This is a genomic window from Solibacillus sp. R5-41, assembly GCF_002736105.1.
Lineage (GTDB): Bacteria > Bacillota > Bacilli > Bacillales_A > Planococcaceae > Solibacillus.
In genome coordinates this window covers 3,169,574-3,185,579 of record NZ_CP024123.1, presented here as the reverse complement: position 1 = coordinate 3,185,579, position 16,006 = coordinate 3,169,574, and the positions used below count along the sequence as shown (strand labels likewise).

The following is a 16,006-nucleotide window of genomic DNA, read 5'->3' as shown; positions in this document are numbered from 1 at the left end:
CGTTACGTCTAAATATGCTCTTAATTCAGTGGGGGTTCAAACCCTGCCTGAGTGACCAACATTCGTGTTGGCCTAATGCCCCCGGCGGATTTCACCGATTTTTATAGGGGTTTTCTGAGCATTCTCAAAAAAATTTGGATCCAATTCCGCTGAGGTGTAATTGATCGAAAGAAAAGCATACTTTCTCTTATTATTTCAAGTATAATGAGATTGAAATGAGACGTAGGGGAGGAATTGTTATGCTTACGAAAGAAGAAACGGTATTAGTGTTAATTGATATTCAAGGAAAGCTAGCACAAATTGTGGATGAGAGTGAAATTGTAATCGATAGCATTTCAAAAGTAGTACAAGGAGCACAAGCATTACAGCTTCCTATTTTATGGCTAGAGCAATACCCGAAAGGTTTAGGTCCGACGGTTGAAGAAATAGCCCAACATTTAACGGACATTAAGCCAATTGAAAAAATAACATTTAGCGCATATGATACACCAGAATTTGTCGATCAATTAGAAGCAACAGGAAGAAAAAAAGTATTGCTTGCAGGTATTGAAACGCATATTTGTGTTTATCAAACAGCCGCGCACTTGCTAACAAATGGCTATGAGGTGGAAGTATTAGCAGACTGTGTGACATCACGTACTGCGGGAAATCGCGAAGTAGGCGTACAGAAAATGCTTCAATTAGGAGCAAAGCTAACAAGTGTTGAAATGGCATTATTCGAAATGCAGCAAATAGCAAAGGGCGATACATTTAAAACAATTAGTGGCTTAGTAAAATGAAGTTAAAAAGTCGAGAAAGGTGTAGGATGCCCATCTCGACTTTTTGTTATTTATTTAAATAGAGGCAACTTCTTTAGCGCCAAACATGCAGGAATTGCAATTAACATACCAACAAAGTTTTGCACTAAGTTTCCAGGAATCGAGGCAAGAGGAATAACCCAACTGCCGTATAAAACGCGCTCACATACATAATAGCCTAATAGCATAAATGGAACGGAACTAATAATTGCCACGACATTAAAGACAGGGCTCTTCCCTTTACGCCCACCAGACCAAGCGATTTTCCCCACAATATAACCTTGAACACCACGAGCGACTAACGTAAACGGAGCCCATAAAGTCCAACCTGAAAATAGATCAAATAATGCCATCCCAACTGCACCAGCAATTGCCCCTTTTTTCGGACCGAACATAATTGCAACGATAAATAACATACCTGAGCCTAAATGAACAAGTCCACCATTTGCTGCAATTGGTAGTCGAATGTTAATGAAAAACGTTGCTACAAACACAAGGGAGATGAGCAAGCTCGTTATGATCAAATCAAATGTTTTATTGCTTTTACCATAAGTCACCGGAATAGATTTTGATGGTTCTGCAGTTAAGATTACATCAGAGTTTGTATTGCTTGAAGCAGTGTAGCTTTTAGTTGATTGCATATGTAAACACTCCTTATTGATTTAATTGCTCTTAATATTATCAACAGTCTGGCATTTGTGAAAGTGTCAATTAAATAATATATGATAAGGTCAGATAGGATTACAGATAAAAAAATCTCCCACATGAATGGCCCTTTTTTCGGCCACTAAGTGGGAGATTTTAGATGGAAAATTATTTTGTATAGTTGTCGAAGTAACCTTGGATATAAATCATAGGCGTTCCTTTATCACCAGAACCAGATGTTAAGTCAGATAAAGAACCAATTAAATCCGTTAATTTACGTGGAGTTGTACCTTGAGCGGCCATATTCCCTGTTAAATCTTCTTCTTTATTGTTGATATATTCTTTAATAGCTGCTTTTAACTCTTCACCTTGTAATTCAGCGAAATTATTGTCAGCTAAATATTTTAATTTAATTTCATTTGGTGTGCCATCTAGACCTGGTGTAAATGCAGGTGATACAACAGGGTCTGCAAGCTCCCAAATTTGTCCAACAGGATCTTTAAATGCACCATCACCATAAATCATTACTTCTACTAATTTTCCAGTAGCTGCAAGAATTTTTGATTGAATGTCATCAACGATTGGTTGGCAGTTATTTGGGAATAATTTAATGCCATCTTCAGTCGATTTGTTTGAACCTAATAAACCGTATTGCGCATTGCAACCTGAGCCATTATTTGATTCAGATAAAATATTGTCTAATCCGAATACTTTTTCAGCACCAGCAGCTGTTAAAATGCGTTTTGTACGGAAACGAGAGTGGATATCACAAGTTAAAACGTTTTTCGTATAATCTAAAATCGTTTTCGCATTGTTTGAGAAAATAACTTCTACTTCTGCGCCTTGTTCAATAATTAATTCTTTGTAGTAATCGATATAATCAATACCTGTAAATGTATGCTTTTTGTAGCCGAAGTGACCACGGAATTGTGCTTCTGTTAATACATCTGTCCAAGGGTTAACGCCTTTTTCATCTAACTCATCAAGTGATACTAAATGGTTCCCAACTTCATCAGATGGATAGCTTAGCATAAGGACGATTTTCTTTGAACCTTTTGCAATCCCTTTTAAAATATTTGAGAAACGGTTACGTGAAAGGATTGGGAAAATAACTCCAACTGTATCATCGCCGAATTTTGCTTTTACATCAGCAGCGATATCTGCTATGCTTGCATAATTTCCTTGTGCACGAGCAACAACTGATTCTGTTACTGTTACGATATCACGGTCAGCAATTTCAAAACCTTCAACCTTTGCTGCGTTTAATGCTGTATCAACAACGATTTGTACAATATCGTCACCTTCATTAATGATTGGGCCACGAAGACCTCTGACTACTGTTCCTACTACACGTTCCAAAATAAATCTCTCCCATCAATATCAATGTTTGTTAATTTCTAATTCTCACAAGGTTTACTATAACGTAGGTTTATGGTATAAGTAAAATTAATAATTCTAATAACTGATATAAGAGGTGCTTATATGATTGCGAAGCTCGAATCGTATCGGATTTTTAATGTTGTAAGTCGTAATCAAAGCTTTTCGAAGGCAGCCGCGGAATTATATATGACACAACCCGCAGTCAGTCAAACGATTTCAAAGCTTGAGAAAGAACTTGAAACCTTACTTTTTAATCGGACACCAAAAGGAGTTACATTAACAAATGAGGGAAAGCTTTTACACGAATATGTTAATTCCGCTCTTGGTATTTTGGATGCCGGAGAAGAAAAAATTTTAGAATTTAAAAATTTGCGAACAGGTCAGCTAAGAATTGGTGTAGGTGATACAATTTCGCGTTATTTTCTTTTACCCTATTTAGAAGCTTTTCATGTGAAATATCCTGGAATTAAATTAAAGGTTTTAAATGGAACAACGATTGAAATTTTGGCGTTTATAAAATCGGGAGAGGCAGACTTAGGTATTTGTAATTTACCGATAGTAGATGAGCAATTGCAAGTCCTACCGTGTAAGGAAATTCAAGACATTTTCGTCTGTGGTGAAAAATACCGAAATTTAACGAAAAAACCGATTAGTTTGGATATGCTGATGAAGTTACCGTTAATTTTTTTAGAAAAAAAAGCGAATTCTCGAAACTATGTAGAGAATTATTTAAAGGAACAAGGGTATACTATTTCACCTGAATTTGAACTAGGTTCACATGATTTAGTGTTGGAATTCGCAAAAATCAATTTGGGCGTTGCTAGTGTGACGAAAGAGTTTGCATTAGATTATTTGGATAAAGGGATATTACATGAGGTCAGTTTACAACTAGAAGTACCAAAGCGAAGTATAGGGATTGTCCATTTGAAATCGGTCCCAATTTCAAGAGCGACAAAGAAATTTATTGCAATTGTCGATCCAGCAATTGCAAACATTTAACTTTTTTCAGTAGAAGTATCCTACCTATATAAGTGGTAAGATGAAAATGGATTTTAAGTTAGTTTTCAGTGTTTATCTAAACAATTACTGAAATAAGTTAAGCCCCGGCGGATGTCACAGAATCGGAAAGGAGGCCAGCATGATGCAGGTCAGTTAGCCGTTGTCGCATGGATGCGACGAACTTAGGCTAACATCCTGTGCCAACACAAAGCCGATTCCGGACGCAATTATGCCGAGGCATATTTGATTATAAAGAAAAAGGAGCAAATGATGCGTAAACAATTTCAACAATTTAATTTATCAGACGAAATCATCCGAGCACTGGGTGATTTAGATTATACAGAGCCAACTGAAATTCAAGATAGAGTGCTGCCAATTGCACTTCAAAAAGAGGATATCATCGCAAAATCTCAAACCGGAAGTGGGAAAACGGCTGCATTTGCCATTCCGATTTGTGAAAATGTTGAATGGCTTGAAAATAAACCACAAGCACTTGTCTTAACACCGACAAGGGAATTAGCGGTACAAGTGAAGGAAGAGTTTACGAATATTGGACGCTATAAACGTATTAAGGCAACGGCTCTTTATGGAAAACAGCCATTCCGTTATCAACAGGATGAGCTAAAGCAAAAAACACATATTGCAGTAGGGACTCCCGGACGTGTATTAGATCATATCGAAAAAGGAACGCTAAAGCTAGATAAAATAAAGTATCTTGTATTAGATGAAGCTGATGAAATGCTGAATATGGGCTTTTTAGACCAAGTGGAGGCCATTTTATCGTACTTACCAAAAGAACGTGTAACGATGCTCTTTTCAGCAACTGTGCCGAATGAAATTAAAACTTTAGCACTGCGCCATATGAAGCAGCCCGTTGATATCGAAGTCCAACAAGAACAACAAACGGCGCCTAAAATTGAGCATATCGCAATGGAAGTACAAGAGGACGAGAAACTTGCCGTATTAAAAAAGGCAATGATTGTGGAAAATCCAGATAGTTGTATTATTTTTTGTCGCACAAAAGATCGTGTGGATGAAGTTCATGACCACTTATATGATTTAGAATATAGTGTCGATAAGCTGCACGGGGGTATGGATCAGTCTACCCGTTTAATGGTAATGGATGACTATAAGCGCGGTGAGTTTCGTTATTTAGTAGCGACGGATGTTGCTGCGCGCGGGATTGATGTTGAAAATATTTCACTTGTTGTAAACTATGATCTACCATTAGAAAAGGAAGCCTATGTTCATCGGACGGGTCGAACAGGTCGTGCAGGATTATCAGGCAAAGCCATTACGTTCGTAACACCGTTTGAGCATAAATTTTTAGCGGGCATTGAAGAATTTATTCAATTTGAGCTTGCGAAAACCCCACTTCCAACAGCAGAGGCAGTAGCGGCCAACCAGGATGCATTTGAACAGAAAATGGACGCCATGCCGATTAAGAAAAAATCGAAAAGTGCCAAAGTGAATGCACAAATTACGAAGCTCTATTTTAACGGCGGTAAAAAGAAGAAATTGCGTGCAGTAGACTTTGTTGGGACAATTGCCAAAATACCAGGAATGACTGGAGATGATATTGGAATCATTACGATTTTGGATACATCAACCTTTATTGAAATATTGAATGGCAAAGGTCATTTAGTGTTAAAGGCAATGAAAACAACACCAATAAAAGGCAAGCATTTAAAAGTGCATATCGCGAATAGTAAGTCATTTTAATTTGCTTCAACAGAAATCTTCCGCTTATATAGGTGTGGATGAATACGAAATATTCACTGATTTCAGAGGGGGTTCAAACCCAGGCTGAATCAAATTAAAGCCCCCGGCGGATGTCACAGATTTTTAAGAGGAGCTTTTCGAGCTAGCTCGAAAAAATCTGGACGCAATTACGCCAAGGCGTAATTGATAAGCATAACAAAAAAAGCATTTGCATCTATTTCCGTGTTGAAACGGTGGGAGCAAATGCTTTTCGTTATTTTGATTCCTGTATATTTTTAAGGAAGTACCACATCAAATTCGCTATTTCGATGGTTTCTGCAATATGGGGCGTACCTTCTAACGATTCACGAAAACTCTTGAGTAATGTTTCAATTACTGCAATTCGTAGGTTATCTCGCTTAAACTCGTCCAATAAACTTTCTGTAAATTGTACAGCTGTACAATGGGCATTATCATAAATTAATCCTTCATGAAAACCAATAAGTTTTTCTAACACGTCTTCTTTTGAAACGGATTTGCGCGCCACTTTTGATTCTATTAAACCCCATAAATCTTGCGTCAATAAAATATCTCCACTATTCATTACAGGTAAAATCGCTTTAATATTTCTAAAAGCAACATTCACAATTTTGTCCGCCTCAATGGCAATACCTCGCGACGACCGATAAGTCATTGATAAATGCTGAATGATTCCAAAGAATGTAATAGTCAATTCGAACGTAAAGGGCCTTGCCTCTTCGCCAAATACATCAACGAATCGGTTAGATACCCATTCGACTTCATATAGACGATAACGTGCCAGCATGGATCGTAATTCAGCATCATTTGATTGGAAAATCCCTTCAAATAAAGGAATTAAATTTTGTTCCTTATTAATTTTCATTAAGACAATGATTTGTTCAATTAATACTTGTTCATCCGCGACATCTTTGCCGAGAAGTATTTCGTGTCGACGTAGATTCGCTTCGTAACGGCTTTGCTCTAAGATGGCCATGAAACATTCATTTTTTGAAGAAAAATAATTATAAAATGTCCCTTTTGAAATTTTTGCACGATCTAAAATTTCTTGAATTGATGTATTGTGAAAACCTTTTTCGATAAATAGCTGTAAGGCCGAATCAATCACTTGTCTTTTTCGTTGATTCATAAAGTCCTCCCAAATTAATGATATGTTAATTTTACTTCTCATACATTAAAATAGCAATCGATTTGGACTTGCTGTTCAAAAAAGTTGAATTTTTTGGACTTGGAGTATAAAATAGTGCAAGTACAGTTAATTATGTAGAAAGAAGAGAGGAAAATTCAATGGCACAAACAGCACAAACAACTCAAACCAAAAAGCCACCTTATTTAATGATTGTAATATTATTTGTCGGGGCTTTCGTAGCATTTTTAAACAATACGTTATTAAACGTAGCACTCCCAACGATTATGAAATCTTTTAATATTGAAGATTTTTCAACGGTACAGTGGTTATCCACAGGGTACATGCTTGTGGGGGGGGTATTAGTTCCTGCTTCGGCATACTTAATAACAAAATTTAAAACAAAACCATTATTTATTGTTTCAATGTCGATCTTCGTGGTCGGTACAGCAATGGCAGCATTTGCTCCATCATTTGAAATTTTACTTGCTGGTCGTATGGTTCAAGCAGCAGGAGCATCTGCTATTGCACCAATTTTAATGAACGTTATGTTAATTAGCTTCCCTATTGAAAAGCGCGGTACAGCAATGGGTATATTCGGTTTAGTTATGGTATTAGCACCAGCAATTGGGCCAACATTATCTGGTTGGATCGTGGAACATTACGACTGGAGCGTACTGTTCAAAATGATTTTACCATTCGCCATCATTTCACTATTATTGGCGATTTGGAAATTAGAGAACGTATTACCAAACCGACCAGCAAAAATTGATATTCTATCAGTTGGTTTATCAACGATTGGATTTGGCGGTTTATTATATGGATTTAGTACAGCGAGTACAGCAGGATGGGAAGCAGTTGAAGTTTGGGGAACAATTTTAGTAGGTGCGATCGGAATCGTTTGGTTCGTTATTCGTCAGCTAAGATTAGAAGAACCTTTACTAGATTTACGAATTTACTCTTATCCAACCTATGCGTTAGCATCGGTCATTTCAATGGTATTATCAGTAGCGATGTTTTCAGGAATGATTTTAACACCTGCTTATGTACAAAATGTACGTGAGATTAGTCCATTTGACGCGGGATTAATGATGTTGCCAGGTGCGATTGTAATGGGGATCATGTCTCCGATAACAGGGAAATTATTTGATAAATTTGGACCTCGAATCATTGCACTTTTCGGGTTATTTGTTACAACGGTTGCAACGGTCGGACTCGGCTATTTATCACTAGATTCTTCTTATTTATATATTATTTCAATGTATACAATCCGTATGTTCGGTATTTCATTGGTTATGATGCCAATTATGACGAACGGCTTGAACGCTTTACCGAATCGTCTAAATCCGCATGGTACAGCGATGAACAATACAGCACAACAAGTGGCAGGAGCAATTGGTACTGCTATATTAGTAACAATTTTTAACGCACACACGAAAACACGTGCAACAGAAATTGCAGGAGAAATGCAGGCTAATTTAACTCCGGGTACGAAATTGCCAGTGGAACAATTGATGCAAATTAAACAACAGGCAATGCTTGAAGGGATTACGTATTCATTCATGATTTCAGCAGGAGTAACTGTTGTTGCGTTGATTTTGACAATATTCGTAAAACGTGTTGATGTCACAAAACGTGAAGATTACACAGGAAATGTTAAAGGGAAATAATGAATGAAAAGGCATGGGCGAAATTTGCTCATGCCGTTTTTTCTAATGTATAGTAGAGAAGATCGGAGAAGTAGAAAGGAAGATGTAGATGATTGAACAATTAGGACAAGTAATGCTTTATGTTGACAATCAAGAGCAGGCTAAAACGTTTTGGACAGAAAAAATGGGGTTTGTCGTTATTTCTGATGAGGATAATGGGATGCGAGTGATAACTATCTCACCAACAGAAGAGGCTCAAACTAGTATCGTTTTACATGACAAGCAAGCCATTGCCAAAATGCAGCCGGAGCTTAATTTAAAAACACCTTCATTACTATTTTATTCAAGCCAATTGGACGCACTTTATGAAAAGTTAAAAGACTTAAATGTAACGATAGGCGAAATGGTGACAATGCCTTTTGGGAAAGTATTTAATTTTGCAGATGATGAAGGAAATTACTTCGCTATAGTAGAAAAGTAATAAAAAGCTACGAACTTTTTTATTGTTCGTAGCTTTTTGGTCATTTGTATAAATTGAACTAAAGAATCCCTCTTTTAAAAATTATCCTTACTTATCTATTTAGTTCGAGCGCAATTTTTGAATGAGGGTCTGCGCCTTTTCCGTATTAGCAAAATGCCATTTCGTCATGGAGCGCAATGTGTCCTCACCAAACTTTAGCCAAATTTTAGCGGCCATTTGATCCACTTTTCCGCTCGCGCCTTTTTGAAGAGGAAAGCCTACTATTTTCGCTAAATTATCCATTTCCTTTAAAAAGGCACATCGAGCTAAAATAGAAGCAGTTGCTACAGCGACATGTAAATTTTCCGCCTTTGTTGAAAAGAGTACTTGTTCACGAATAATCTCTTTTTCATTTTTAATATGATTATAATAAATGCCACGTTCTGCAAATTGATCGATTAAAATATAATCAGGCTTTTCTGGAGCGATTTTATTTAATACATGCTTTAATGCTTGGTTGTGTAAAATCGCTTTTATTTTCCCCTGTGAATAGCCCCGTGCTTGAATTTCATTATATTTGTCATTGCGTAAAGTTAAAATACTGTGCGTACAAACCTTCATTAAATCGGGTGCAATTTTTCTCATATAATCATCTGTTAATTGTTTAGAATCCTTTACGCCAAGCTCTTGAACTAATTCAATTTTATCTGACGGCACATAAACCGCCGCGACTGTTACTGGCCCAAAATAATCACCTGTCCCTGTTTCATCAGAGCCAATAACGGAAAGGGAAGCGAAATCTTTCGGAAGTGTATCGCCTTTTGTATTCGTGCTCTTTTTAGCTGTTGCGGAGACTGTACCCCATTTAGCCGCTTCTCGTGTAGCACCAGATCCTTGAAACATCACTTTTCCCGATTTATAGGCTGTAATCGCGGTATCAGTTAGTTTAATCCCAAAAAGTATACCTGGGCCGTTACGTTCAATAAGCGACTTTTTATAGAACCCCTTTATTTTTTGTTGTTCTTCACTTGTTAACTGCAATACAATATTTGTCATAGTAAACCCTTTCTCAAATAAAACTAGTTAATTATTAGTATAACGGGTTGAAGTAAAAAGTGGAAATTTCATTGAAATATCATGTTTCGTAGTGACAATACGGTGATTGTGTTGCTATGTGTAAATTGGAAATGGTATGATGTAAAATATGAAAAATGCAAATTTAATTAAACAGGAATCAGATTGTATATTGAAAAGAATGGTAATACTGTTAGATGAAGTCATACTATGATGGTCACTGTTTTATATATTCTTTCTGGAGGGATTATTTTGACTGCACAAGAGAAGAATCGAATTTCAGTAGAAATTTATGGTCATACATATAAAATGGTGGGAACTGAGTCGACAGGACATATGCGATTAGTTGCTTCATTAGTAGATGACAAAATGCGTGAAATCAGTTCACATAATCCATCATTAGACAGTGCCAAACTAGCAGTGCTTACAGCGGTTAATTCAATTCATGATTATTTATTATTAAAAGAGCAATGTGAAAAATTAGAAGAACAATTGAAACAATTGAAGGGTTGAAATAAATGTTAGATTTAGTTATTTTCTTTATACTTATTATTAGTTTAATTATTGGTGCAAGACGTGGATTAATTGTACAATTAATTCATATTGGCAGCATCATTATTGCACTGCTTATTGCGGTTTCTTATTATAAGCAACTTGCGGATAAATTTGTTTTGTGGATTCCTTATCCAGGTTTCACGAATAATACAACGATTACACTTGTATTGGATTCGTTAGATGTGGACCGTACATTTTATCGCATCTTTGCTTTTGCGATTATCTTTTTCGTAGCAAAAATTGCCTTACAAATTATTTTGTCTATGTTTGACTTTTTAGCTTATTTACCTGTACTGAATTCATTGAATTTCCTATTAGGTGCAGTATTTTGCTTTATCGAAGCGTATATTTTAATATTTATTGGCTTATATGTAGTAGCACTTATTCCATTAGAGTCAGTCCAAAAATTTACGGATAGTTCTATTTTGACGGGCATTATGCTTGAACATACACCAGTCATTTCGAATATGTTCCAAAACTGGTGGTATATTTACATGAAATAATTGAAAATCAATGTGAAGCGCTTCTCTCGATTTTCGGGGGAAGTTTTTTTAACTGATTAGGGGGTATGTATTACTTATGAACAAGAAAATAATCATCCGTACATTAGAAAAAATTGCATTGTATATGGAATTACAGGCGGAAAATCCATTTAAAGTTTCTGCATTTCGTAAGGCGGCGGCGGCACTCGAAGCAGACGAACGCAGTTTAAGTGAAATAGACGATATAACTGCTATAAAAGGCATTGGCAAAGGGACGGCAGCAGTTATTTTAGAGCTTATCGAGACAGGACAATCAAGCGTATTAATGGAGCTCGAAACAGCAGTACCAAAAGGCTTAATACCACTAATGAAGTTACCGGGATTAGGTGGCAAAAAACTAGCGAAACTTTATCAAGAATTAAATATTTCAGATGCAGAAACGCTGAAAGCAGCATGTGAAGCAGGAAAAGTTCGTGAACTTGCTGGCTTTGCTGCCAAAACAGAAGAAAAGATTATAAAGGAGTTAGAAAACTTCGGAAGTCGTGCAGAACGTTTACCAATATGGCAATTAGAGCCGGTAGTTGTTGAAATTAATGAATTGCTGGCGAGCTTGCCTGAAGTAGAAAAGTATTCAGTGGCAGGGAGCTTCCGTCGTGTTGCTGAAACGAGTAAAGATGTTGATTTTATCGTCGCAACAGAAGCACATGATCTCGTGCGTGAAGCGATTTTATCCAAGTTAGCGATTTTAGAAACAGTTGCTGCTGGAGACACGAAAATTTCGGTTATCTTAGATAGAGATGAGCCTGTTAGCGTCGATTTTAGATTGGTGAAACGCTCAGAATATGCAACTGCGTTACACCATTTTACAGGCTCTAAAGATCATAATGTCCGCATGCGCCAACTCGCAAAATCGAAGGGCAAAAAAATAAGCGAATATGGTGTGGAACAAGAAGATGGATCGGTTGTAACATTTGAAACAGAAGAACAATTTTTTGCGCATTTCAATTTGCCATTTATTCCGCCAACTGTTCGTGAAAGTGGAAAAGAGTTGGATCGTTTAGATGAACTTAATCAACTTATCCAGCTTTCGGATATTGTCTCAGATTTACACATGCATACAACTTGGTCGGATGGTGCGCATTCTGTGGTGGAAATGGGAGAAGCTTTAATCACTCGTGGCTATACACATGGTGTCATTACCGACCATTCCCAGTATTTAAAAGTGGCGAATGGGTTAACGCCAGAACGGTTGGAGAAGCAAAAGCTAGAAATTATCGCATTCAATGAAGCACACCCAAAATTCCGTTTATACCATGGGACAGAGATGGATATTTTACCTGATGGGTCATTAGATTTTGATGAGGATGTAATGAGGCAATTAGATTTTGTTATCGCATCGATTCATTCTAGCTTTACGCAATCACAAGATAAAATTATGGCTCGCTTAAAAACGGCCATCGAAAATCCTTATGTCCATATGATTGCCCATCCTACTGGGCGCATAGTTGGGCAGCGCGGTGGCTATGATCCAGATGTTCCGTTACTAATTGAATGGGCGGCGCAACACGGTAAAATTTTGGAACTAAATGCCAATCCGTACCGTTTAGATTTATGTGTGGAGCATTTGCAATTGGCAATGGAGAAAAACGTGCCGATTGCCATTAATACCGATGCACATGCAATTGATCAACTACGCTTTATGGATATCGGAACAAAATATGCGCAAAAAGCTTGGCTGAAAAAAGATTTAATTGTAAATACATGGTCAAAAGAACAGTTTGATACGTTCATTAACAAAAATAAAAACTAATTTAGAGTAACAGGAGGTGTTCTCATGATCGAAAATAGAGCACTGAAAACACTAGAATTTGATAAGGTCCGAGAGCAAGTAGCGGCATTTTGTACAAATACAATTGGTAAAAAAGCAATTGATGAATTAGTACCAGAAACAAATTTTGAAACGGTCGTAGAATTACTTGAGGAAATGGATGAAGGTTTAGCTATTTTACGTGTCAAAGGTAGCGCACCATTGGGCGGGATTTTTGATGTACGTCCCCATGCAAGGCGTGCTCAAATTGGTGGTACATTAAGTCCAATGGAATTAATGGAAATCGCCAGTACAATTCGAGCAAGTCGAATTTTACGTAATTTTATTGAAGAAATTGAATCTGATAATACGATTACTATTCCTCATTTTATTGAACGAAAAGAGCAAATGCCTGTATTAACAGCGTTGCAGCATGAAATAAATGATTGCATTGATGATAATGGTGGGGTCTTAGATTCAGCGAGCCAAGCATTGCGATCTATTCGCCAGAGTTTACGTGCGGAAGAATCAAAAGTTCGCCAAAAATTAGAAAGCTTAACACGCGGATCAAATGCGACAAAAATGTTATCCGATACGATTATTACAATTCGGAATGATCGCTTCGTTATCCCAGTAAAACAAGAATATCGTTCGCATTATGGTGGGATTATTCATGACCAATCGGCTTCAGGGCAGACACTATTTATCGAACCTGATGCAGTTGTACAAGCAAATAATGAAGTACAGCGTTTAAAAATGAAGGAAAAAGCCGAAATCGAGCGTATTTTATTAGCATTAACTGCAATGGTTGAAGAAGTAGGGCATGATATATTTGTACTTGTTCAGCTACTTGGTGAAATTGATGTAATTTTAGCAAAAGGAAAATATGGACAGGCGAATAAATGCACGATGCCGAAAATGAATAAGGAGGGTTTCACGCGCTTAGTACGGGCTCGACATCCTCTTTTACCAATTGAACAAGCGGTGCCAAATACGATTGAATTTGGCCGTGATATAACAGCAATTGTCATTACAGGACCGAATACAGGTGGTAAAACAGTTACGCTTAAAACAGTAGGCCTCTGTACAATAATGGCGCAATGTGGTTTACCAGTACCTGCGTTAGATGGGTCGGAATTAGCCGTATTCGATCAAATCTTTACAGATATTGGCGATGAACAGTCCATCGAACAATCGTTATCAACGTTTTCCTCACACATGGTGAACATTGTTGATATTTTAAGTAAGTTTGATGAAAACTCCCTAGTACTTTTTGATGAGCTTGGAGCAGGGACAGACCCTCAAGAAGGTGCAGCATTAGCCATTTCTATTTTAGATGAAGTTGTAGGTAAAGGCGCACGCATTATGGCAACAACGCATTATCCTGAATTAAAAGCATACGGTTACAATCGACCTTCTGTTGTGAACGCAAGCGTGGAATTTGATGTGGAGACGCTGAGCCCAACCTATCGTTTATTAATCGGTGTACCAGGACGTTCAAATGCATTTGAAATTTCGAAACGACTTGGACTAAGTAATGGGATCATCGACCGTGCAAAATCATTTACTGGAACGGATCGACATGAGGTAGAGTCAATGATTGCCTCGTTAGAAGAAAGTCGACTACGTTCGGAGCGTGAAGCGGATGAAGCGCACATTTTATTAGAGGATGCACAAAAAATTCGTACAGAGCTTGAAGCGCGATTAAGAGCCTATGATGAAAAGAAAGAGAACTTAGAGAAAAAAGCAAAAGATAAAGCACGTAAAATTGTCGATGACGCGAAAAAAGAAGCCGAAAAAGTCATTGAAGAATTACGTGAAATGAAGAAAAACGCCGCCATGTCAGTTAAAGAGCATGAAATAATTGATGCGAAAAAACGTTTAGATGAAGCCGCGCCTCAAAATAATAAAGTGTTACAAAAGGCCGTTGCTACACGTGAACGCATTCAAAATCTTCAAGTTGGTGACGAAGTAAAGGTTTTAAGCTATGGTCAAAAAGGGTCATTGCTTCAAAAAGTAAGTGCTAAGGAATGGGTCGTTCAAATTGGTATTTTAAAAATGAAACTGCCAGAATCGGATTTAGAATATATTAAGCCTGAAAAAGAGCAAGTGACAAGAACGATGACGAATATTAAAAATCGAAAAGATACGCATGTGAAGCTGGAGCTTGATCTACGAGGGGAACGTTATGAAGACGCGTTAATCCGTACTGAAAAGTATTTAGATGATGCTGTTTTATCCAATTATCCACGTGTCTCCATTATCCACGGTAAAGGTACAGGTGCGCTACGACAAGGAATTCAAAGCTTTTTAAAGAAACATAAGCGTGTAAAAACATACCGCTACGGGGAAGCTGGCGAGGGTGGCTTTGGTGTCACTGTTGTCGAATTAAAATAAAACATTGCTTCTTTGCTAATTTTGGCTAGTATAAGATATATAAGTTGATTTAGAAGGGGTTGAATGGATTGCTAAGTGCAATTTTTTGGCACCATCCTCTCATTGAAACAGCAGGTTATTTTAGTGTGGTCATTCTTTGCCTGTTTGTTTCAATGGTTATATTTGAAATCGTAACAAAGTACAAAAATTGGGAAGAAATAAAAAAGGGAAATATTGCAGTTGCTTTAGCGACAGGAGGTAAAATCCTCGGGGTTTGTAATATTTTCCGTTATTCCATTGAGAAACATACTTCGTTGGTTGAAATGTTAGGTTGGGGCTTATTTGGTTTTACTCTATTAATTTTTGCGTATTTATTATTTGAATTTTTAACGCCAAAATTTAAAGTAGATGAAGAAATTGCTGCAGATAATCGTTCGGTTGGATTTATTTCGTGTACGATTTCTGTTGGCTTATCCTTCGTAATTGGTGCAAGTATATCTTAGGAGAATATGATGGAAACCTTATCAAAAGTTTTAATTGTCGTCTGTTTATTATTCCTGGTTGTAGGTGTCTACTACATGTTTACTGTTTAAAGGGCTGTCTAATAAGTCCTTTTACAATAAAATTAACTGAATTTGAAATGCCGAAACGTTGTTAAATCAAAGTTTCGGCATTTTTTATCTTAGTTCAATAGCAAACAAGTTATATAGTCATTTGGTAAAGACCTAAAATTGTTATTCCTAAAAAGTATTTTTAGGGTATGTATGTATAATTTAGTTGGCAAATGAATATATAGATTACTATGAAAAACATAATTGTTTTTAGATAAAAAACGCTCAAACGAGAAAATTGGTGCGATTGTAACGAAAATAGTTTGAAAGAATTTCCTTTTTTAATTATAATAAATGGAAGTAAA

The 16,006-nt window shown here is 36.9% G+C and carries 14 protein-coding genes; 10 read left to right on the top strand and 4 right to left on the bottom strand.

Going from position 1 to position 16,006, the window contains the following annotated elements:
- Positions 1-239 precede the first annotated feature (239 nt).
- Positions 240-779, top strand: coding sequence for a hydrolase (locus CSE16_RS15725; RefSeq protein WP_099424786.1), 540 nt, complete (start codon positions 240-242; stop codon positions 777-779).
- Between the two features lie 50 nt (positions 780-829).
- On the opposite strand, the gene CSE16_RS15720 is transcribed toward CSE16_RS15725, so the two are convergent.
- Together CSE16_RS15720 and CSE16_RS15715 are read right to left on the bottom strand one after the other, a co-directional pair.
- Complete coding sequence (locus CSE16_RS15720; protein ID WP_099424785.1) at positions 830-1,438, bottom strand: ECF transporter S component; 609 nt, start codon at positions 1,436-1,438, stop codon at positions 830-832.
- Between the two features lie 172 nt (positions 1,439-1,610).
- A complete protein-coding gene (locus CSE16_RS15715; protein WP_099424784.1) occupies positions 1,611-2,801 on the bottom strand; it encodes a coenzyme F420-0:L-glutamate ligase in 1,191 nt (396 codons plus the stop codon).
- 123 nt (positions 2,802-2,924) lie between these two features.
- Here CSE16_RS15715 and CSE16_RS15710 point away from each other — a divergent pair, with 123 nt between their 5' ends.
- Both CSE16_RS15710 and CSE16_RS15705 read left to right on the top strand, forming a co-directional pair.
- A complete protein-coding gene (locus tag CSE16_RS15710) occupies positions 2,925-3,821 on the top strand; it encodes a LysR family transcriptional regulator (RefSeq protein ID WP_099424783.1) in 897 nt (298 codons plus the stop codon).
- A 267-nt stretch (positions 3,822-4,088) separates the two neighbouring features.
- A complete protein-coding gene (locus tag CSE16_RS15705; protein ID WP_172954395.1) occupies positions 4,089-5,543 on the top strand; it encodes a DEAD/DEAH box helicase in 1,455 nt (484 codons plus the stop codon).
- A 253-nt stretch (positions 5,544-5,796) separates the two neighbouring features.
- Here CSE16_RS15705 and CSE16_RS15700 read toward each other — a convergent pair whose 3' ends face one another.
- Positions 5,797-6,690 (bottom strand): TetR/AcrR family transcriptional regulator, encoded by an 894-nt coding sequence (locus CSE16_RS15700; protein WP_099424781.1) that lies wholly within the window; start codon positions 6,688-6,690, stop codon positions 5,797-5,799.
- A 158-nt stretch (positions 6,691-6,848) separates the two neighbouring features.
- Here CSE16_RS15700 and CSE16_RS15695 point away from each other — a divergent pair, with 158 nt between their 5' ends.
- Positions 6,849-8,357, top strand: coding sequence for a DHA2 family efflux MFS transporter permease subunit (locus tag CSE16_RS15695; RefSeq protein ID WP_099424780.1), 1,509 nt, complete (start codon positions 6,849-6,851; stop codon positions 8,355-8,357).
- Between the two features lie 88 nt (positions 8,358-8,445).
- Positions 8,446-8,817 (top strand): VOC family protein, encoded by a 372-nt coding sequence (locus CSE16_RS15690; RefSeq protein ID WP_099424779.1) that lies wholly within the window; start codon positions 8,446-8,448, stop codon positions 8,815-8,817.
- Positions 8,818-8,916: 99 nt separating this feature from the next.
- On the opposite strand, the gene rnhC is transcribed toward CSE16_RS15690, so the two are convergent.
- Entirely contained in the window at positions 8,917-9,852 is a 936-nt protein-coding gene (gene rnhC / locus CSE16_RS15685) for a ribonuclease HIII (protein WP_099424778.1), read from the bottom strand.
- A 270-nt stretch (positions 9,853-10,122) separates the two neighbouring features.
- Here rnhC and zapA point away from each other — a divergent pair, with 270 nt between their 5' ends.
- The 5 genes from zapA to CSE16_RS15660 all read left to right on the top strand — a co-directional run bounded on the left by zapA (position 10,123) and on the right by CSE16_RS15660 (position 15,593).
- Positions 10,123-10,383, top strand: coding sequence for a cell division protein ZapA (zapA, locus tag CSE16_RS15680; RefSeq protein ID WP_099424777.1), 261 nt, complete (start codon positions 10,123-10,125; stop codon positions 10,381-10,383).
- Between the two features lie 5 nt (positions 10,384-10,388).
- Positions 10,389-10,928 (top strand): CvpA family protein, encoded by a 540-nt coding sequence (locus tag CSE16_RS15675; protein WP_099424776.1) that lies wholly within the window; start codon positions 10,389-10,391, stop codon positions 10,926-10,928.
- A gap of 76 nt (positions 10,929-11,004) precedes the next feature.
- Positions 11,005-12,717, top strand: a complete 1,713-nt coding sequence (gene polX, locus CSE16_RS15670) for a DNA polymerase/3'-5' exonuclease PolX (RefSeq protein ID WP_099424775.1) — start codon at positions 11,005-11,007, stop codon at positions 12,715-12,717.
- Positions 12,718-12,741: 24 nt separating this feature from the next.
- Positions 12,742-15,111, top strand: coding sequence for an endonuclease MutS2 (locus CSE16_RS15665; protein ID WP_099424774.1), 2,370 nt, complete (start codon positions 12,742-12,744; stop codon positions 15,109-15,111).
- Positions 15,112-15,179: 68 nt separating this feature from the next.
- Positions 15,180-15,593 carry a DUF350 domain-containing protein gene (locus CSE16_RS15660; RefSeq protein WP_099424773.1) on the top strand — a complete coding sequence of 138 codons (414 nt, stop codon included), beginning with the start codon at positions 15,180-15,182 and terminating at the stop codon, positions 15,591-15,593.
- The last annotated feature ends 413 nt before the right edge of the window (positions 15,594-16,006 follow it).